The sequence below is a fragment of the Parachryseolinea silvisoli genome, assembly GCF_021190955.1.
Lineage (GTDB): Bacteria > Bacteroidota > Bacteroidia > Cytophagales > Cyclobacteriaceae > Ohtaekwangia > Ohtaekwangia silvisoli.
On sequence record NZ_JAIOAO010000003.1, the window covers coordinates 780,305 to 800,906 of the forward strand.

Genomic DNA, 20,602 nt, shown 5'->3' on the forward strand with positions numbered 1-20,602 from the left:
AAGAAAAAGATGCGTGTATTGCTGGTGTCCTTGATCTGTTGGCTAACCGTTACGAATCTTCACGGGCAGGACACCCTGCGAATCTCCTTGCAGCAGGCCGACAGCCTGCTGATGGTCCGTAACCTGTCGCTCATAGCCTCCAAATATGAAGTGGATATGGCCGACGCCCGTAAAGTGCAGGAAAAGCTCTTTACCAACCCCGAGTTGTCCACCGAGTGGAGCCTCTACAACCCGTCCTTCGGAAAATGGTTTGACGTAGGTTCTAATGGTCAGAAAATTATCCAGCTCGAAAAAGTGTTTCGCATCGCCGGCCAGCGCAAAGCATCTATTCGCCTGGCTGAAGAAGAAAAGAAGCTTACACAGTGGCAGTACTACGAGCTGGCCCGCAGTCTCAAATACGAGCTGCACGTCAGCTACTACCGCTACTACTTTCTGAACAACGCCGTCACCAATATTATCGCGCGCCTCACACTGCTCAAGAACCTCATTTCGATCTACGAAGAGCAATACGCCAAAGGCAACATCTCGCTGCAGGAATTGACCCGCCTCAAGTCGGTATACTTCGAGATCAACAACCAGGTAAACGAAACCCGTACCGAGCTGGTCCGCCTCGAACAAACACTGCAGCTGCTGCTGGCAGATGACCGTCCCGTGGTGCCGGTGCCGGCGGTAACGGAGAGTATACTGGGCGTATTGCCCACTGTGACATTGCCCGAGCTGGTGAACCGTTCGTTGGAAAACCGCCCCGAGATCCAGGCGGCCAGGAGTGTGGAGAACCAGCGGGCGTTGCAATATTCACTCGAACGTAAGAACGGCATACCCAACCTGACGGCCGGTGGTGTATACGATCAGTCGGGCAGTTATGTAAATAACTATACCGCCTTGCAGCTCGGGTTACAGATACCACTCTTTAATCGCAACCAGGGGCGCATACAAGAAGCCAGGCTGGGTATAGCCCAGTCCAAAGTATTGCTGCAATCCAAACAGCAGGAAGTCACACGTGAAGTAGAGTCGGCGTGGAAGATCTTTCAACTGCTCGACGCCCAGTATAAAGCTGTAGGCACCGACTTCGAAGGACAGCTTGATTTATTAAGCAAGGGCCTGGTCAGCAACTATAGCAAAAACAACCTGTCGCTGTTGGAGTTTACCGACATGTTTGAGTCCTACAACTCCAGCATCATCGAACTGAATCAATTAAAAGCAGATTTAACCAAATCGTATGAAGAACTTAACTATGCTGTCGGTGAGGACCTGCAACGGTAAATCCGCACCTGCCGGCCGGAGGCGGAGCACAGCCCTGGCGTCGCTGACGCTGATGGCGGTACTGGTGGCAGGCTGCCACAAAGAAAGTGTGCAAGGTCCCGAAAGCAAGACCTTCGTGCTAAGCGAGACCATGCTCAAGACCATCACCCTCGACACCGTGCAACAACGACCCGTAAACGGTGCGTTGAACCTCAACGGTAAGATCGTGGCCGACGAAAACCGCCTGGTAGAGATCTTCCCGATCGTAGGAGGGAACGTCATCGAGGTCGATGCAGAGCTCGGCGACCAGGTGAAAAAGGGACAGGTGCTGGCCACCATCAAAAGTAGTGAGGTGGCCGAATACGATCGTCAGCTCATCGACGCCCAGTCCGACGTGCTGGTAGCACAAAAGAACCTTGCCGTAAAACAAGATCTGTATAACTCCAAGCTCTCGTCCGACCGTGAATTGATCTCCGCGCAAAAGGAACTGGAGAAAGCCGACGCGGGGTTGAAGCGCATCACCGAGACATTCTCAATCTACAACTTTAACAAACAATCCGAATACCGTCTCAAAGCGCCGATCAATGGCTTTATCACCAGTAAAAATATTACGCGCGACATGACCTTGCCGTCGGGCCACAGTGAAAGCGTATTCGCCGTTGCCGAGCTGGACGAAGTATGGGCGATTGCCAATGTGTACGAAAGCGACATCGCCCGCATCCGCGAAGGCATGGACGTAATCGTGACAACCATCAGCTATCCCGGCGACCAGATTCGGGGCAAGATCGACAAGATCTTCAGCGTGCTCGATCCCGAGACCCGGACCATGCGCGTCCGCGTTCGCATACCCAACAAAGACTTCCGTCTGAAGCCCGAAATGCTCGCCTCGGTAAAAGCCATGTACCATGAAAACAAAGAACTGCCCGCCGTGCCGGCATCGGCGATTATCTTCGACAACAGCCGCCAGTTCGTCATGATCTTTAAAGACCGCTATAACATCGAGACACGCGAAGTCGAAGTATATAAAACAACCGACGACACGGCCTGGCTCAGCGCTGGCGTGAAGCCGGGTGAAGTCGTCATCAGCCACGACCAGCTGTTTATCTACGATGCGCTAAACGACTAGGAGGGAAGCATGAACAAGCTCATCAAGAACATCGTTGCGTTTTCGCTCAAGAACCGGTTCTTCACCTTCTTCTGGGTGGGGATCATGATCGTAGCCGGCATCGTGAGCTACCGCAACACGCCGATCGAGGCCTTTCCCGACGTCACCAACACGCAGATCATCATCGTGACCGAGTGGCAGGGGCGCAGCGCGCAAGAGATCGAACGCTTCGTGTCCATCCCCATCGAAGTAGCCATGAACTCCGTGCAGCGTAAAACCAACGTGCGGTCTATCTCCATGTTCGGCCTGTCCGTCATCAAGATCATCTTCGACGACGACGTGGAAGACTTCTTCGCCCGTCAGCAGGTCAACAACCAGCTGGTCAACGTCAGCCTGCCCGAGGGTGTCGAACCCGAAGTACAACCGCCGTATGGCCCTACCGGGGAAATCTTCCGCTACGTGCTGACATCCAAAGTAAAAGACACCCGCGAGCTGCTCACCATTCAGAACTGGACCATCGACCGCCAGCTGCGCGCCGTACCCGGCGTAGCGGACGTCGTAGCCTTTGGTGGCCGCGAAAAGATCTACGAGATCCAGGTAAACCCCGCGTTACTGCAGCGCTACGACATCACCCCGCTGGATGTATACGAAGCCGTCAATAAAAGCAACATCAACGTCGGCGGCGACGTGATTGAAAAGAATGGACAAGCATACGTCGTGCGCGGCATGGGCCTGCTCAACTCCGACGAAGACATTGAGAACATCATCATCGAAGCCCGTGCCGGTGTACCCGTGCTCGTCAAGAACGTCGCCACCGTACTGCAGTCGGACTTGCCGCGCGTAGGCCAGGTCGGCCTGAATGGTAACGACGACGTAGTAGAAGGCATCGTGGTGATGCGCAAAGGCGAAAATCCGAGCGATGTATTGAGCCGCGTCAAAGCCAAGATTGAAGACCTCAACACCCACATTCTGCCTGGCGACGTGCGCATGCAAACCTTCTACGACCGCGATGTGCTCATGACCTATACCACGCACACCGTCATGCACAACCTGGTAGAGGGTATCATCTTTGTCACCGCCATTGTATTGCTCTTCATGGCCGACTGGCGCACGACGATCATTGTATCGATCATCATTCCGCTGTCGCTGCTGTTTGCCTTCTTCTGCTTGCGCATGAAAGGCATGAGCGCCAACCTGCTTTCGTTGGGGGCGATCGACTTCGGTATCATCATCGACGGCGCCGTGGTAATGGTCGAGGGACTCTTTGTGGCCCTGGATCACACCGCGCAACACTACGGCATGGAACGCTTTAACAAGATCAGCAAACTGGGCCTGATCAAGCGGACCGCCGCCAAGACGGGTAAAGCCGTATTCTTCTCCAAGCTGATCATCATCACGGCCCTGCTACCCATCTTCTCCTTCGAGAAAGTAGAAGGCAAGATGTTCTCGCCCCTGGCCTATACGCTTGGCTTCGCCCTGCTGGGCGCGTTGATCTTCACGCTCACGCTGGTGCCTGTGCTTAGCTCCGTGCTGCTGAAAAAGAATGTAAAAGAGAAACATACGTTCATCGTCACCTTCTTCGACCGCATCGTGTCAAGAGGATTCCGGTGGACGTTCTCCCATAAAAAAATCAGCCTCAGCGTAGCGGCCCTGATAGTAGCCCTCACACTCTTCTCGACCAAATGGATGGGAACGGAGTTCCTGCCCCAGCTCAACGAAGGCGCCTTGTGGGTAGAAGCCAAAATGCCCATGAGCATGTCGCTGAACGAAACCGTCAAGATGGTACACACGTTACGCGACGAGCTGAACACCTTTCCGGAAGTAAACGGCGTATTGTCACAGACCGGCCGCTCCAACGACGGTACCGACCCCAGCGGATTCTATTACGTGCAGATGCAGGTAAACCTCAAACCCAAAGAGGAATGGGAGCGTAAGATCACCATGGACGATCTCGTCGAAGAGATGGACAAGAAGCTCAAGAAACACCAGGGCATCAACTACAATTACTCACAGCCCATCATCGACAACGTGGCCGAGGCGGTAGCCGGTATGAACGCCAACAATGCGGTCAAGATCTTCGGTCCCGACCTCGACAAGCTCGACGAGCTGGCCAGTCAGGTACTGGAACAGATCGAAGATGTGCCGGGTATAAAAGACGCAGGTATATTACGAAACGTAGGCCAGCCCGAGATCCAGATCCGCCTGCACGATCACAAGATGGCGCTCTACGGCGTCACCACAGCCGATGCCCAGGCCGTCATCGAGATGGCGATCGGCGGCAAGACAGCATCTGTCATGTATGAAGGTGAGCGCAAGTTCGACATCCGCCTGCGCTTCCCATACGAATACCGTCGCTCCGAAGACGAGATCCGGGACATCCTCGTGCCGACACTCAGCGGCAGCAAAGTCGCGCTGAGCGAGATCGCCACGATTACCTCCATCACCGGTCCGGCCTTTATTTACCGCGACAACAACAGCCGCTTCATCGGCGTGAAGTTCACCGTGCGCGAACGTGACCTGGGCAGCACCATTGCCGAAGCACAAAAGAAAGTGATCGACAAAGTAAAAATACCCCAGGGCTATTCGGTCCAGTGGACGGGTGAGTTCGAAAACCAGGTACGTGCCACGGCCCGCCTGGGGCAAGTGGTGCCCATCAGCCTCATCGGTATCTTCATCCTGCTGTTCATCATGTTCGGTAACGCCCGCGATGCCGGCCTGGTATTGATCAACGTGCCCTTCGCCGTCATCGGCGGCATCCTCGCGCTGCACATCACGGGCATGAACTTTGGCATCTCCGCCGGAGTAGGCTTTATCGCACTCTTTGGAATTTGTGTACAGAACGGCGTGATCCTCATCACCGAGTTCAATGAAAATATGCAACGCAACATGCGTTTATCGGAGGCCATCGCACTTGGCGTCAAGCACCGTACCCGTCCCGTGGTGATGACCGCGATGATGGCGTCCATCGGTCTGATGCCCGCCGCCCTGTCCACCGGTATAGGATCTGAGAGTCAGAAACCGTTGGCCATTGTGATAATCGGGGGGTTATTTACAGCCACGGTTCTGATTCTCTTAGTATTCCCGATCATCTACGAGCGCGTATACCGCCACACAGAAACAGTGTGACCCGATAGCCATCGGGTGTGGAGAGCGGGAGCGAATTTGGTTTAGGTTAAGTGGGGTTTTGTTTAGAGGGGTTGGTTGCCGCGGGTACTTCGGTACTTGCGGCAACTTTTTTTATAGGAAAAGGCATGCGTCTGGCGCAAGTCTTAGCCCGCTTCGGGCGGAGATCCCGATAGCTATCGGGAGTGCCTGGCCCTGATGCCAGTCTTCAGACTGGCGTAATGCAAACGTCGCACAGAACGACATTGCAAAATGCCCTCCTCACGCGTATCTTCCCGTCATGAAACTCTTACTCCCCGCACTCACCCTGACTTTTTTCCTCGGAAATATACACGCCCATGCCCAACTCTCCACGGTCGAGAAGAAGATCGTCACCAACGTCGACAAACACCAGTCGGAAGCCCTGGCCCTCTGGAAAGAAGTAGTAAACATCAACAGCGGCACGATGAACTTCGCAGGCGTCAGGAAAGTAGCCAACGTCTTTCAAGCCAAGCTAGACGCACTCGGCCTCACCACACGCTGGATCGACGGCGCACCCTTCCAACGCGCCGGCCATCTCGTCGCCGAGCACAAAGGCAAAGCCGGCAAAAAGACAATCCTGCTCATCGGCCACATGGACACCGTGTTCGAGCCGTCCAGCCCATTCCAGGAATTTAAACAACTGAACGATTCGACCGTAAGAGGCCCCGGCGTAGCCGACATGAAAGGCGGCGACGTCATCATCATACAAGCACTACAAGCGTTAAAAGACGCCGGCGTGTTAAAAGACATGAACATCATCGTCTACCTCTGCGGCGACGAGGAGAATTCCGGCGAGCCGCTCGCCCTGGCACGACACGACCTCATCGAAGCCGCCAAGACGGCCGACATCGCGCTGGGCTTTGAAGACGGCGACGGCCGTTTCGAAACCGCCACCATTGCCCGCCGCAGCTCCACGGACTGGCAACTAAACGTAAAAGGTATCCCGTCACACTCCTCACAGATCTTCACCGAAAAGATCGGCGCCGGCGCGATCTACGAAGCCAGCCGCATACTATATACTTTCTACGAGACCCTGGCCAAAGAACCCAACCTCACGTTCAATGCCGGCATGATCCTCGGTGGCACTGACGTAAAACATACCCCCGACCAAAACCTCGGCACTGCCTTTGGCAAAAGCAACGTGGTAGCACAAGACGCCATCGTCACCGGCGACATCCGCGCCATGTCTCCCGAGCAACTGAAGAAAGCGCAGGAAACCATGCAAGCCATTGTCGCCAAACACCTGCCACAGACACAAGCCACACTCGTCTTCGGCGAAGGCTACCCGCCGCTGGCACCCACGCCCGGCAACTATAAACTTCTGGAAACCTTCAACAAAGTAAGCCTCGACCTGAACCTCGGCCCCGTCCGTGCTGTCAACCCCCGCGACGCGGGCGCCGCCGACATCTCCTTTACGTCCGGCTACGTAGACGCCGCCATGGATGGCATCAAAGTGCGCAGCGCTGGCGGCCACACCATTCACGAAACTGCCGACCCGCGCACCCTGCCGCTGCAAACAAAACGCGCCGCGGTGTTGTTGTACCGACTCGGCAAATAGCCAGTAAATCTGCCTATGCAATACGTGACGTCGCATATATCCTCAAGGATGTAGGGGCATCGCCCCTACAAAAATGCGCGAACTGGTTCGTGTCTTAGCACCGCCTCGGGGCAGAGACTCGGACCCAGCATGTTAAGTGCTTCCATGGAGGGGTTTCCTGATCCCGGCCGCCCCTCAAATTACCATCGTGCCCCGAGTTACCAACATCCCACGCAGCGGGTTCGCACTAAATGCAATAGCCGCCTCACGCACTGTTTCAAGGAAATCAATTTCCCACATTGCAACTATCGGTTATCCTTCTTATTTTACTATAGCCTATGCACCAAAACATTGCGAGCACCAGAAACCAAATCGAACGATGCCACCCGACAACCTGTAGCAACCCCTGCGTCCCAGGAGTACAGTAACGATGCAGGCTCTTATCAGTTTATCGATAACCGCCCCGAGGCGATCGCACAAAGAAAGTTTCAGGAAATTGCGAACCACAGTCAGCAATCCCGGCAGGCGGCGCAACGCATTCAGCAGATTCAGTCTTCAGGTCCTGCGATTGAAACAGGCCCTCCCGCGTTACAGCTCTTACCCTGCGGTCATCGAAGCGAGGGCGGTGTTATTCAACGACTTATTACCGAGCCCCCGCCATCAAAACCTGGCATCGAGCTGCTGGAAACCTATGTATTCGGTACGCCGGTGAATAAAAGAAGGCAAACTTTTGAGCAAGCGGCCACCGCCGAAAATAATAGCAAAACGTTGTTCGAGCAGTTGGTGGCCCTCCTGGATAAAGGAGACGCTGAATCTGCGCTTGACAAAATCCATCAGATTATAGAAAGGGTAAACACAAGCGAAACAAACGAGACACACCATCCCAATCCGCAAACCCGGATCAGGGATAAGGTACGCGCGGTGGAATTTGCCAAGGAACGGGAGGCTCCCTATACGATCAGTGAAACCACGGAGAGCGTGGAGTACGCCAACCGGGCCAGGAAGTTAATTCTGGAATCCGATCTCCGGAAGCAATCGTTGCTGTTTATGCTCGGTGTACTGGTCTTGCCCAATGGACAACGTATTGTAGCGCTGTCGGGCAATCGATCGGATGTGATCGCGCCGCTGGCAAAATTGTTACTGGAAGCTAAATTCCCGTTATGGGGAGATATGGTATATGATAAACAGTCGATTTCGGGCGAGGATGACGACACATACAAAGCGAGCGCGAGGGAAGCTGTAGAGACCGACAAAACCGGGCACTTTACTTTCGACAAGAATAAACTCGTACGCACAACTGTAAAGGACCGGGAACAAGATTTAGGTTCCTATCCGGCAACCTGTGCGGCGGCTGTAGCCCTTTCTGTAGCAAAATCAGTAGCCCCGACTGCGTTCGCCGCGGGAGGAAGAATGGGCCTTACCGAAGTCCTGATTTCTACCAACGAGAATTCTGAAGTCACGATCTACAATAAAGAAACTGGCGACGGCGAGCGGTTCGGAATGAAAGCGCCAGATGTTCCTTCCTGTCATGTTTGCCAAATGCAACTTAACTCCGTGGCCCGGCAGGTTGTTGCCCTCGAGCGGGCGGGCATCGCGCAAAGTTTGCAAAAGGCTGTGGTGGACCAATCCGAAGGCATCGAAGGCATGAACAAGAAGCTCAAGGACCTGTACACGCAGCTTGAAAAGGAGAGAAGTGTAGAATCGCAAGGAGAAGGCCTACAGAAAACCCTTCAGACGTTGGACGTAACCCAACACGAACTGAATGAACAAGGTAAAGTCATACGGGCCGGAATCAAGAGCTTGGAAAGAGAGCGTAGTTCGATTGTAACGCAACTGGATGACTTGGATAGAAAAATTGCCGATTCGCTGGCAGAGACCAAAAAGCTTACCACCAAGCAGAATGAGCTACGGAACCTACAGCGGCAGAAAGAAGAAATCGAGTCTATCATAGCGGGACTGCAAAATACAATCCAGACACTTCAGGCCGACCAGACAACCTTATCCACCACAAGTGGGTGGGGGCACGCTCCAATGTATAGCGCGTGGTACGGACACTTAGCGACCATGCAAAGCCGAAAAGGGCAAACGTTCAGCAACTCGACAAAAGACACCATTACTGCCGATCTGGCACAAGATCTTGCGCAACAACAAAGTAATTTAAAAATAGGTCAGCAAAGTCTGGGAAAAGAATCTTCTACCGATGTTCAAAACAAAATCGATGCGCTTCAGGATAAACGCAGCGATGAGCATAAAGCGAGAGAGGACTGGGAAAGCGATAAACGTAAGCTAAAACCATCGAAAGAGGGGCTCGATGGACAGATCGATGATAAAAATAAAGAGCTTGATACCCACGGGCTGAAAAAGAAACAGCTTGATGAACAGATGGGCCAGGTAAAACAAAAGTTGGAAGAAGTAGAAAGGGCCGGCCGGTCGGCCAGAAGTATAGAATCGAAAATAGAAAAACTCAAAACGGATATTGCACGAGCCTCAACCCAATTGAAAAGAACGAAAATGAGCCATGACGTGTACAAAGATTAATGAACACGTCTGGCGCAAGTGTCTGACACCTGGCGCTGGCGCGGGGCGGTCACTTGTGCCCATCAGGTTGCCGTCTGTGACTGGCGTAGACACACGCATACGCTCTTTACTTAAATCGATATACCTCCCCGGGCAACAAAATCGTCAATCTCAAATCCTTCGCACCCAACTTCCCATTGCGCAGACTCTTCGACTTCTTCGGATTTTCTAACACAACCACCTGCGACTCGCCAACAACCTCGAACGTATTCCCATCCACTAAAATAGCAGTAGCCTCATCAATACCAATCCCCGTCAACTGCGGAAACTCGATCACAGCACTAATCAACCGATTATACCGACTGCGCCGCACAAAATGCTGATCCACAATCGTCTGCTGCATAAGACCCAACCCCGGCTTAGTCTCGATATTCTCCGCTTCAATATTCCGAAAGGTCGAAGCATAGTCAGGATGCTTCAGCTCATTTCCCGTGATCATTACCTTACTCATCACCGCCGCGCCCGCGCTCGTACCGCTCACCACAGCACCACGATTCCGCGCGTCAAGTATAGCTTTCTCAATTTCCGTCCCCCGCACGACATCCATAAAACGATTCTGATCGCCGCCGGAGATATAGATCAGGTTCGCCCGACGCACCGAGTCCAACCGCGCAGGCGTAGGCGCTTCGCCCTTTATAAAGTTGATGCCATACACATGCGGTACCCCCAGCTTGACTAACTGAGTTTTGACATAATATACAGCCGAATCCGGCTCAGCACTGGACATCGGCAAGACCAGGGCGTAACCACCTTGCCGAAGTCCCGCCTCGGCAATCAAACGTTCCACCAAAGCATCCGGCCGGGCACCGCCACCGATGATAAAAAGCTTCCCTGCGTGTCCCGGTTGCGCCCATACGCATCTCGCAGAGAATAATAAAATAAACAGTGTTATACTGTAATGTTTCATAGAGCGATATAAAAATGAATGTTCACGCCCGCAGAGCAGGCGTGAACATATTAAGAGTGAATTATTTAATCTTTCCGATAGCAAGGCCACGAGAAGTAACGCCGGTATACCAGGGCTCAGGAGATGTTCCGTCGGCATTCGCGCGCATGATGCGGTCATTGCCTCGATCATTCCAATAGACCTTGTCTTCCGATCCGTCGTAGGCTATGCCATACACGATGTTCGGCATGGCTGACACAATCGCAAGGGGAGTTGTTGTGCGGCCTAAGTCGACTGTCATCATGTCCGCAGTTTCGCTGACAAGATTATACGTGTCGTAATATAAACGGTCTCCGACTACCAGCACACCGCCGCCGCCGGCGCCTGGTATAAATTCCTCCTGGCTTGTGCCGTCCACGTTCTTGCGCCAAACGCCACCATCATAGGTATTCCAGTATAGGCGTTTATTTACAGGATCGACTGACATGCCGGTTGGGTCTATGGCTTGGCCCGTCACAAAGTCTTCATAAGCAGTAACGTTGTCGTTGTCGAGCTTTGTGCGACGGATGCCGGTGTCAGTATCCCAATACAACATGTTGTTTGCATAGTCGATTGCCACTGCATTGGTGGTGCCGATGCCCGTCCGGAATTCAGCCAGGCCGGTGCCATCGATGTTCGCCACCAGTATTTTATTCGTGCCATTCTCAGCGATATAAAGCTTGTCGTGCGCCGTATCGACCGCGATGCCGTAGCCGTCGCTGAGTGATTTGATGCCAGTGCTGGAAGGCAGGGGAGCTTGTTCATTGATCAATGCCGTGAGTACCTCGCTACCGTCAGTGAAATATATTGGTATGCCGGTAGCATTTGGGTCTTTAATAACAAGCCTCATCTCAGATTCAATAATCTCGTTTGAGTTGCTTGTGACAATGACCAAATTGACGTCATATGCACCAGGCCGCTTATAGAGGTGTACCGGATCTTTTTCCGTGGACGACGTGCCGTCACCAAAGCTCCAGGAATACACCACTGCGCCGGCTCGATCCGGAATGATCGAAACGTTCGCGAACGTCGCCTGCGCAGGCGCAAACTCGTTATTGTCAATTGCGACCGTGAACTTCGGTACGGTACTCGCTGGCGGTACCGGGTAATCTTCCTCTCCGCATCCATGGATCATGACAAGCACGAAGCCGGTCATTAGAATATATAGTTTTCGTATCATAGATTACCCGTTATTTCTTTAAGAATATACCCCGCGGGCTACCCAGACCCGTTTTAAGTACGGATTTATGCGTGCCGTCCAGGTTCGCCTGGAAGATTTCGCCCGTGTCACGGTTCGACCAGTATAACCGGCCTTCGGCGTTGTCAACGACAATACCATAAATGCGGCCGCCGCCGTCGTTTATAGGCTCGACGTTGCTCCCGTCGAGATTGGCCCGGTACAGCGTCTCCGCATTCTCGAAGTAAATTTTGTCGTTCCCGGTATCTACCTGAATGCCGTAACCTGACACATCGGAAAGAATGGAAGTCGCATCGCTTCCGTCGAGGTTCGCGCGGTACAGTTCCTCGGTATCTTCATCGATGTAATATATTTTGTCGTGCTTGGTGTCCACGGCCAAAGCATAGAACCAACCATCACCAGTAACAACGTATTCCTGATCTGTACCGTCCAGGTTTGCCCGGCCGATATGGCCCAATTCATCGCCGTCCCAGTCTTGCGCCCAGTAAATCTTTCCGTTTTCTACATCCAGGGAAATTTGATACGGATCATAAAGACCGTCGACAATAACCTTTAAGTCCGTGCCGTCAAGATTCACGCTCCAGATTTTCCCCTCGCCTGTCACTTCGAAATCACCGAAGTATACTTTTTGGTGCTCCGGATCGTACGCGAGCCCAGGCCCCGCCATACCGGAAACATCAAGGAAGTCGGTCACGTCACCAGGCGTGGTGATGCCAAATTTTGCAATGAGCGAAGCATCGACATCTACGTAGTATAACTCCGGATCAGGCAACACCGTAATTTCCGAGCTCGAGATCGTCGAACCGCCCGCACCTGTCGATAGTAAACTCACGGTATACGTACCGCCCGCAGCGTAGCTTTTCGTAGGAGAAATATCTTTCGAAGTCGTGCCGTCGCCAAAGCTCCATTTAAACGCCGTGGCATTCGCCGATGTATTCGTGAAGGTAATTTCATCGCCGATCTTCACCGTGGTCTTGTCGGCCGTAAAACCCGACGTAGCCTGTGGGGGAGTAGAGTCGTCGTCGCCACAAGAAACAACAACGATCAGCAGAAAGAGGAAGGTCAGGGATCTATAAAGTTTTGTATTCATAATGCAAAGGATATAGGTCAGGATTAATAGCCGTGATTTTGTTCCATGTCAGGATGCCGGTTGGTCAGAATCTCCTCCAGCGGTATCGGAAAGAGCGTCTGGTCAACGTCATTCACCAGGGGCAATACGTCGAGTGCCCGGTTCGTGCGCACCAGGTCGAACCAACGATGGCCTTCGAACGCAAACTCGATACGCCGCTCGTATTCGATGGCCGTCAGCAGCGTGGTATAGCTTGCCGCTTCGGTATCTTCCAATCCCGCGCGGTGACGAATAACGTTGATGTCCGCCCGGATCGAGTCGATATTGCCTTGTGAACGGGCGTCGGCTTCGGCACGGATCAGGTACATCTCTGCCAGGCGAAGTACAATGACATTCTCTGCGCCGGTAGCCAGGTCGTCATACTTGGCAGGGTAGTAGACGTTGGACGTGTCGTGAAGGCTTGCCTGCTTCCGCAGCGTGTCGGCGGGCTCATAGGCCGCCAGCATCTCCGCCGGCGGGGCCACTTCCCGGCGGCCGTTTAACGCGACGGGCAAGGCATATTCGGCAATCCGGTTTCGATTGATGGTCGTAAAGTCTATTTCGAAAATGGACTCGTTTGACTGGTCGACAAAGATCTTGTCGTACGCCAGCAGGGCATAGGCCTTGCTGTCGATCACCTGCTTGGCTTTCGCGCGGGCCAGCGCATAATCACCTTTGTAAAGATAGACACGTGCCAGCAACGCCGTGGCGGCATGTTTGGATGCCCGCGCTTTCTGCGACGACACCGGTAGTTTTGCTTCGGCAAATATCAGGTCGGCAATGACCTGTTCGTACACCGCGTCGACGCTGGAGCGGGGCACGTCGACACCATCCGATCCCACCGTCGCGGTAAGCTTGATGGGAATGGCCCCGAAGAAGTTCAGCAGGTTAAAATGGTTGAGTGCGCGGATAAATTGTAGCTCAGCCAGCGCCAGCGTTTTCTCCTCTTCGGTCATGTCGGCAATCGTAGTGATCTTCGCGATCACATTGTTGGCAATATTGATGCCCTGATACGCCGATGTCCAGATGCCATCGATCGATCCGTTCTCGGGGAGAATGGCATTGTTATCGACCTGGGCGTATTCTTGCGCTGTCGCATCACTCGGGTGATACAGGTTGTCGGCCGCCAGGTCGGAAAAGAGCAGGTACGTGCGACCGTAGTAGCCGAGGTTAGTAAAAGATGCATACGCGCCGAGAATTCCTTTCTCGATACCGTTCTTGTCTTTAAATGCTGCGTCGACTGAAATGCTGTCGGTCGGCTTCACGTCGAGCACATCGCAGGCCGAGACAACGGCCAGGAGCAGCGTGAAATAGAGTATCTTCTTCATGATTGTCAGAATTTGAGGTTAACACCAAACGTAACCGTACGGGCCTGCGGGAACGTAAAGAAATCGGTACCGACCACCTGCGTGTCGTTGCCGCTATAGTTTACTTCCGGATCGAGGCCGGTGTACCGGGTGAAGGTGAACAGGTTCTGCACGCCGGCATATACGCGCAGGCTCGACAGCCGAACTTTGTTGGTCAGGTCGCCCGGCAACGTATAGCCCAGTGTTACGTTCTTGATTCGCATATACGAACCGTCTTCGATAAAGCGGGAGGACGTTCGTTTGTTCTCCACGGCCTTTACCGGGTCCGAGGTGGCCCGCGGAATGTCGGTAATATCGCCCGGCTTCCGCCACCGCCGCGTAACATCTTCCAGCTGGTTATCGCCGCCCTGCAGAGACTCCAGGAACAGGCGTGAACCGTGAAAGACGTCGTTGCCATACGAGAACTGGAGGAACACGCTCAGGTCGAAATGGCCGTACGTAAAGTTGTTCGTAAAGCCCCCGGTAAACTTCGGGTTCGGATTGCCCACGATCGTGCGGTCTTCGGTCGTGATCTCGCCGTCGATGTTTGTATCGGCGTAGACAATGTCGCCCGTGGATGGGTCGACACCGAGGGACTTGAAGCTATAGAAAATGCCCAGCGGCTGACCTTCCATCACGCGGTTGCCACCACGGCCGAGATCGTCGATCGGTTGTCCGTTATACAGCTTCAACACCTTGTTCCGGTTGATCGACAGGTTCAGCTGCGGTCTCCACCGCACCTGACCAAAAGACTGCTCACCCGACAAGGATATCTCTACACCTTTGTTCTCCATCTTGCCGATGTTCTCAACCACCGTCGAGAAACCCGACGATCCCGGCAACGGGCGACCTAACAGCAGGTCTTTGGTTTGCTTGTTATAATAATCCACGGTCAGCATCAGGCGATCGCTGAACAAACCGATGTCCACACCCAGGTCCAGCTGAGCCGTGGTCTCCCATTTCAGGTCGGGATTGGGTACGTTGGTGGGATAGATCGCAGGCTTGCTGAGGTAAGAGGTAGCGCGGTACAGCTCGGCATATTGAAAGGCGGATATGTTATCGTTGCCCAGCAAGCCATAACTGCCGCGCAGCTTCAGCTCGGAAATAACAGGAACATTGTCGTGGAAGAAATCCTCCTGGCTGATGCGCCAGGCGGCCGAAGCGGCCGGGAAGAAACCATTCCGGTTGTTGGGGCCAAAGCTCGTCGACGCATCCACGCGACCGGTGAGCGACACCAAATACTTATCGGCATAGTTATAGTTCGCTTTGGCAAAGTACGAGCGCACGCCTGACGTAACCGCGCCGGCGCTTGCCTGCGTAATGGTCGCCGCCGAGTTGATGTACTGCATATTCTCGTCCGCATAATCCTGGCCGCGGATAAACGAAGAAGTCCGCTCGCGTTTTTCAAAGCTATAGCCGGCCAGCACATCCACCACATGGCGACCAAAGGTCTTTTCATACTTCAGCGTATTGTTGCTCACCAGGTTACGCACATTGGTATAGGTTTCAAAGCCAAGGCCATTGTACTTCTGCCCCTGCTGCGTCTTAAACTCAAATGCGTGCTCGCGCAGGTTGTAAAAGTCGATACCCCACTTGGAAGTAAGCGTCAGCCCCGGCAGGAGCTCATACTCACCAAACATGTTGGCGATGACGCGGTAGGTAAAGTTCTCATTGGTAGCATCGTTGGCTATCGACACCGGGTTGGCGTAGGGGCCACTCTGGTTGTAACTGCCGTCTTCGTCATACACCGGGAAGATCGCAGGCGTAGAGATGCCGTTGGGCAGCGGACCGTTTAGCGACTGGTCGCCTTCCACGCGGTTGGATGTAGAGTAGGTCAACCCGATGCTGGTTCCGATTCGGAACTTATCATTAATGGAATGGTCCACGTTCACACGCGTATTCATCCGTTGAAACCGCGTGCCGATCAAAATACCCTTCTGGTCAAAGTAGCTCCCCGAAATAAAGAAACGAGTCTTATCGTTACCGCCCGTGGCCGACAGCTCATAGCTGGCGATCGGTGCCGAACGGAAGATGACATCCTGCCAGTCTGTATTCGTCGTGTCGCCGGCGCGGGCTTTCGCAATATCGGCTTCGCTGAAAATCGCCGATCCCGCGAGGTCGTTCCGATACTCCATCCACTGCTCCGTATCGAGCATATCAAGCGTGCGCCAGGCCTGTTGCACACCATAATACGCATTGAAGCCGATCACCGACTTGCCGCTCTTACCGCGTTTGGTGGTGATCAGCACCACACCGTTGGAAGCGCGCGCACCGTATATAGCAGCCGTGGCAGCATCTTTCAGCACGCTCATCGACTCGATATCGTTCGGGTTCAGGTCCGACAGGGCGTTGATGCCCTGGCCTTCATACCCAACCTGCGCATAGTCGCCTGTCGTAAGCGGAATACCATCGATGACGTATAAAGGCTGTCCGGAGCCGCTGATCGATGTCGTACCGCGCACGCGCACCGACATCCCACCACCCGGGGTACCCGAGTTCTGTAATACTTGAACCCCGGCGGCTTGTCCTTGCAACATACCATCGACGGTAGAAACAGGCAGGTCCTTAATGGCATCGGACTTCACTACGCCGATCGACCCCGTGATGAGCTTCTGCTGCTCCGTACCATATCCCACCACCACGACTTCCGACAGCTGCTTGGAGTCGGGCGTGAGCTGCACATCGATGGTTTCGCGGTTGCCGATGGTTTGCTCTTGCGACAACATCCCGATAAATGAAAATACCAGCACCGCATCGCCGTCGGCCACGGGCAACCGGTACTGTCCTTCGACATCCGTAACGGTACCCCTGTTTGTTCCCTGCACCACGACGCTAACGCCCGGTAGGGGCGAACCGTCTTCAGCATTCGTAATTTTTCCGCGTATGGTCCGTTCCTGCGCCCACGCGATCTGCGACAGGAAGGCAAAGATTAAAAACAGTAAAGTTTTCCTCATATAGAATATAGGTTAGAGTAGTAATAAAAGCACGACGCTCCGGTGGTCGAAAACGACCACTTGCCATGCGTGTTCACCGTAAGGGTAACGGGGGAATTCTAAATTCGGAATATTAACAGACATTTAAAAGGCAGGGCTTGGTATAATTATAAATTATGGATAGCCGGTGCTGCCAACGTTATCATCGGTTGAAGTAATGAAGAGAGGGAGACCGTAAGCGGGTTGATCATTTTCGTTGTATGTAGCGCATATGCCGACCGTTAACATCGGATTGGAGCGATCGGAAAGCACACCGGGTGCGTGTCCTGGTCCATCTGTTTGCTGCCGGCTTGTCGGAGCGGGCGGAGACTCGCGTTAAGGCCCGATCTTATCGGGATGCGTACGCTGCCCTGGCGGGAATCATTAGACTCACAAGCCGAATGCCAACAGAATATGAAGAAAGCCGTCCCCGTGATCAAATTGCACCAAAAAACGACCTTTTCACCAAATCCCCGGATATCCACTCATCATCTGCTCATGTAAGATTAACTCCAAAATCAACCTTTCGTCGTCACTTCCAGCGATTATCTTTACAAGGCAAAGTGCACATTAACCTACTTGCATGAAAAATCCCCGTTTGCCACTGATCCTGGCGCTTTTACTGGGCTGGATCGCTGTATTCTCACAATCTTCCAAAGTCGTTGTTCAGCCTCCCAGGGCCTGGGTGGAAACCATCACATTCAATGCTGCCGCCGTGCCACCGGCAGGGCAGGAGCGGTCCGTTTATTACCTGTTGCTCGACGAACAAGAAAACTTTCAGTCCCAGGAATCTTTTACGCACTACGCTTACAAGATTCTCAGCAGCGAAGGGTTACAAGAGATGTCGGACCTGAGCATTTCGTTTGATCCGACATACCAGCAGCTGATCATGCACACGTTGCGCATCCATCGCAGCGGGCAGGTCATCGACCAAATGCCCAGGACCTTTCAAACTATCCAGCGTGAGCAAAGCATGGACCGCTATGTCTACGACGGCGCGCTGACGACCGTTGTCAACATGAGCGACGTGCGCGTCGGCGATGTGATCGAATACGCCTTCACGCGCAAAGGCTACAACCCCGTGCACCGCGACAACATCGACCGCAGTTTCAGCCTGAACTATAGCCAGGGCGTCGCTAAAAACTTTCAACGCATCACCTTGCCCGCTTCCCGTACGGTGGCGCTCAAGAACATCAACACCGAGCAAAAGCCCGTCATTACCGAAGCCAACGGCACCCGCACGTATACCTGGACCGTCGAGAACATCCCGGCCGTCGTAACCGACGACAACGTACCGGAATGGTATAACCCATACCAGGTCGTGTTCATGTCGGGCTTTGCCGATTGGACTGCCGTCGGCCAGTGGGCCGCCCGTTTGTTTACGGTAGCAGAATCAGACAAAAAAGCGCTATACAAAGCCGCCCGGGAACAATTTACCGGTGCCACAAACGAAGAATACGCGCAGCAGGTGATTCGTTTTGTACAGGACGAAGTGCGCTACCTCGGTTTTGAGACGGGCCTCAACACACACCAGCCATACCCGCCGCTGAAAGTATATACCCGCCGCTTTGGCGATTGCAAGGATAAGTCGCTGTTGCTGGTCACCCTACTCGCAGCCAAAGGCATCGAAGCACATCCCGTACTGGTCAACACCCGGCTGCGCGGCCATGTGCGCGAACAAATTGTTGCCGTCGGCCTACGGCTTCGACCATTGTGTTGTAGAGATCAACCTGGAGGGCAAGCGGTTCTACATCGACCCTACCCGTAGCGGCCAGGGCGGTAAGCTTAAAGCACAGTATTTTCCGGCCTTTGGCGAAGGCCTCGTTCTCAATGGCCAGGGTGGCGCTTTTGCACTGTTTGGTGCTGCCGGCGAAGCGTCCATTACGGAGATTCATACGTATACGCTACCCGCCGTCGGCGGCGAGGCGACTTTTGACGTGAAAACGGTATACCAGGGCGCCGAAGCGGACCTTGCCCGCGCCCAATTTGCCGGCAACGCCGTGGATGAGATTCAAAAGAACTACCTGAAGTTCTATGGCAACCTGTATCCGTCGATCGAAAAGGTCGAGCCCTTAAAATATACCGACGACCGCGGAGAAAATACGTTCACAGTAGAAGAGCGATATCGCGTAGCCGAATTCTGGAAGGCAAAAGAAGACGACGCCGATGTTTTCACCTGTACCGTCTACGCCCAATCGCTGGAGCAATACCTGAGCGTAAACAAGTTCGCGCAGCGCACCGCGCCCTATGCGCTCAACTACCCGGTGGACTATTCGCACGTCATGCATATTCAGCTGCCCGAAGAGTGGAACGTCGAAGAAGACCGGGTGGACATGGAGCGCAAAGAGTATACCTTCTTTCACGCCACGAAATATTCCGAGAATACGCTGTCGCTGACCACAAACTACACCGTTCAGGCACCGTACATCGAGGCGGCGGAATACGAACGCTTTGTTCAGGATCATCAGAAGATGGCTGAAAACACGTCGTACACGCTGACGTATGACAAGAAAATCGTGTCGGCAGCCTCACGCACCTGGCCGGGAATGCTGGTTGGATTGCTGGCTGTGGGCGGCAGCATAGCGCTCGTATTGTGGCTATACTATCGCTACGATCCCAAGCCCGCCTATACCACCGACTATGCTGAGCAGATCAGCGGCTGGTTGGTGCTGGTATCCATTGGGTTGATGATCTCACCCTTCCTGCTGGCGAATTCTATGGTTGAGCAGCCCGAGCTGATGAGTGGTGAGCTGTGGATGTCGCTGTTTGCCATGGGCAGGCCGGGGCTGGCGACATTTATTCTTTTTGAACAAGTCTATAACATCGTTCAGATCGTGTTTTTAATACTCGCCCTGGTATTATTTTTTCAACGTCGCTCGTCGGCGCCGCGCATTGTTTCCATTTTTTACGGTGTGTCGTGCTTCGCCACGATTTTAGATGCGTTCGTGGCGAATTTCCTGATAGAGGGTGCCGCCGCAGAACCCGGTGACAATAACGACCTGATCCGCGCAATCATCGCGGCGGCCGTTTGGATTCCGTATTTTAACATGTCGGACCACGTCAAGCGCACATTCGTTTTCACGCTGCGCGAGCACGACATCGAGACACCGTCTGAGACAACTGCGCTGAGCGATGGTACCTCGGAAGACCCGGCAATCCGGGCCGAAGAACCAGGCACGACGCAAGCCTGACCTGGTCGATTTAGACCTTTTAGTCGCTGAAAAATTTTATACTTTGGGGGTGTTGCGGCGAGATTTCGGTACAAAAGGCCGGTTCTCTAAGCAAGGCTTGTAGAAGTCAGCAGAACGCTGTAGTAGAGTATGGCATCTTCCTATTTTAGCAATAGTTAACAAATATTATATTAATAGATATTTAAGAGATATTCAAGAGTATAAAAGTATTGAACATCTACTAGTATAATCTATTTCCCCAAAATTTAAATAGTTCT

At 53.5% G+C, this 20,602-nt stretch carries 12 protein-coding genes; 7 read left to right on the top strand and 5 right to left on the bottom strand.

Annotated features, from left to right (window positions below; translation table 11 throughout):
• Positions 1-9 precede the first annotated feature (9 nt).
• The 5 genes from K7P01_RS20330 (at position 10) to K7P01_RS20350 (ending at position 9,566) form a co-directional block, all read left to right on the top strand.
• A complete protein-coding gene (locus K7P01_RS20330; protein WP_267296414.1) occupies positions 10-1,263 on the top strand; it encodes a TolC family protein in 1,254 nt (417 codons plus the stop codon).
• A complete protein-coding gene (locus tag K7P01_RS20335) occupies positions 1,220-2,368 on the top strand; it encodes an efflux RND transporter periplasmic adaptor subunit (protein ID WP_267296415.1) in 1,149 nt (382 codons plus the stop codon). Before K7P01_RS20330 ends, K7P01_RS20335 begins: the two co-directional genes overlap by 44 nt.
• 9 nt (positions 2,369-2,377) lie before the next feature.
• Positions 2,378-5,473 (top strand): efflux RND transporter permease subunit, encoded by a 3,096-nt coding sequence (locus tag K7P01_RS20340; RefSeq protein ID WP_267296416.1) that lies wholly within the window; start codon positions 2,378-2,380, stop codon positions 5,471-5,473.
• A gap of 277 nt (positions 5,474-5,750) precedes the next feature.
• On the top strand, positions 5,751-7,049 hold the full coding sequence (locus tag K7P01_RS20345; RefSeq protein WP_267296417.1) for a M20/M25/M40 family metallo-hydrolase: 1,299 nt from the start codon (positions 5,751-5,753) through the stop codon (positions 7,047-7,049).
• Between the two features lie 129 nt (positions 7,050-7,178).
• Positions 7,179-9,566: a coiled-coil domain-containing protein gene (locus K7P01_RS20350; RefSeq protein WP_267296418.1), complete on the top strand. Its 2,388-nt coding sequence runs from the start codon at positions 7,179-7,181 to the stop codon at positions 9,564-9,566.
• Positions 9,567-9,672: 106 nt separating this feature from the next.
• On the opposite strand, the gene K7P01_RS20355 is transcribed toward K7P01_RS20350, so the two are convergent.
• The 5 genes from K7P01_RS20355 to K7P01_RS20375 all read right to left on the bottom strand — a co-directional run bounded on the left by K7P01_RS20355 (position 9,673) and on the right by K7P01_RS20375 (position 17,136).
• On the bottom strand, positions 9,673-10,512 hold the full coding sequence (locus tag K7P01_RS20355; protein ID WP_267296419.1) for a cyanophycinase: 840 nt from the start codon (positions 10,510-10,512) through the stop codon (positions 9,673-9,675).
• 61 nt (positions 10,513-10,573) lie between these two features.
• The gene (locus K7P01_RS20360; RefSeq protein WP_267296420.1) at positions 10,574-11,710 is read right to left on the bottom strand and encodes a PKD domain-containing protein; all 1,137 of its coding nucleotides are present in this window, start codon (positions 11,708-11,710) and stop codon (positions 10,574-10,576) included.
• Positions 11,711-11,720: 10 nt separating this feature from the next.
• On the bottom strand, positions 11,721-12,818 hold the full coding sequence (locus tag K7P01_RS20365) for a DUF5050 domain-containing protein (protein WP_267296421.1): 1,098 nt from the start codon (positions 12,816-12,818) through the stop codon (positions 11,721-11,723).
• A gap of 23 nt (positions 12,819-12,841) precedes the next feature.
• Positions 12,842-14,164 (bottom strand): RagB/SusD family nutrient uptake outer membrane protein, encoded by a 1,323-nt coding sequence (locus K7P01_RS20370; protein WP_267296422.1) that lies wholly within the window; start codon positions 14,162-14,164, stop codon positions 12,842-12,844.
• A gap of 5 nt (positions 14,165-14,169) precedes the next feature.
• A complete protein-coding gene (locus tag K7P01_RS20375; protein ID WP_267296423.1) occupies positions 14,170-17,136 on the bottom strand; it encodes a SusC/RagA family TonB-linked outer membrane protein in 2,967 nt (988 codons plus the stop codon).
• A gap of 601 nt (positions 17,137-17,737) precedes the next feature.
• Between K7P01_RS20375 and K7P01_RS20380 the strand changes: the two genes are divergently transcribed.
• Positions 17,738-18,922, top strand: a complete 1,185-nt coding sequence (locus tag K7P01_RS20380) for a DUF3857 domain-containing transglutaminase family protein (RefSeq protein ID WP_267296424.1) — start codon at positions 17,738-17,740, stop codon at positions 18,920-18,922.
• Positions 18,822-20,345 carry a DUF2569 domain-containing protein gene (locus K7P01_RS20385; RefSeq protein WP_267296425.1) on the top strand — a complete coding sequence of 508 codons (1,524 nt, stop codon included), beginning with the start codon at positions 18,822-18,824 and terminating at the stop codon, positions 20,343-20,345. The genes K7P01_RS20380 and K7P01_RS20385 overlap by 101 nt, the downstream gene beginning before the upstream one ends.
• Positions 20,346-20,602 lie beyond the last annotated feature (257 nt).

Excerpts from the sequence above, each read along its gene's own strand:
- K7P01_RS20330 (WP_267296414.1), top strand. The coding sequence starts at position 10 with ATGCGTGTATTGCTGGTGTCCTTGATCTGTTGGCTAACCGTTACGAAT.
- K7P01_RS20335 (WP_267296415.1), top strand. The coding sequence starts at position 1,220 with ATGAAGAACTTAACTATGCTGTCGGTGAGGACCTGCAACGGTAAATCC.
- K7P01_RS20340 (WP_267296416.1), top strand. The coding sequence starts at position 2,378 with ATGAACAAGCTCATCAAGAACATCGTTGCGTTTTCGCTCAAGAACCGG.
- K7P01_RS20345 (WP_267296417.1), top strand. The coding sequence starts at position 5,751 with ATGAAACTCTTACTCCCCGCACTCACCCTGACTTTTTTCCTCGGAAAT.
- K7P01_RS20350 (WP_267296418.1), top strand. The coding sequence starts at position 7,179 with ATGTTAAGTGCTTCCATGGAGGGGTTTCCTGATCCCGGCCGCCCCTCA.
- K7P01_RS20355 (WP_267296419.1), bottom strand. The coding sequence starts at position 10,512 with ATGAAACATTACAGTATAACACTGTTTATTTTATTATTCTCTGCGAGA.
- K7P01_RS20360 (WP_267296420.1), bottom strand. The coding sequence starts at position 11,710 with ATGATACGAAAACTATATATTCTAATGACCGGCTTCGTGCTTGTCATG.
- K7P01_RS20365 (WP_267296421.1), bottom strand. The coding sequence starts at position 12,818 with ATGAATACAAAACTTTATAGATCCCTGACCTTCCTCTTTCTGCTGATC.
- K7P01_RS20370 (WP_267296422.1), bottom strand. The coding sequence starts at position 14,164 with ATGAAGAAGATACTCTATTTCACGCTGCTCCTGGCCGTTGTCTCGGCC.
- K7P01_RS20375 (WP_267296423.1), bottom strand. The coding sequence starts at position 17,136 with ATGAGGAAAACTTTACTGTTTTTAATCTTTGCCTTCCTGTCGCAGATC.
- K7P01_RS20380 (WP_267296424.1), top strand. The coding sequence starts at position 17,738 with ATGAAAAATCCCCGTTTGCCACTGATCCTGGCGCTTTTACTGGGCTGG.
- K7P01_RS20385 (WP_267296425.1), top strand. The coding sequence starts at position 18,822 with ATGTGCGCGAACAAATTGTTGCCGTCGGCCTACGGCTTCGACCATTGT.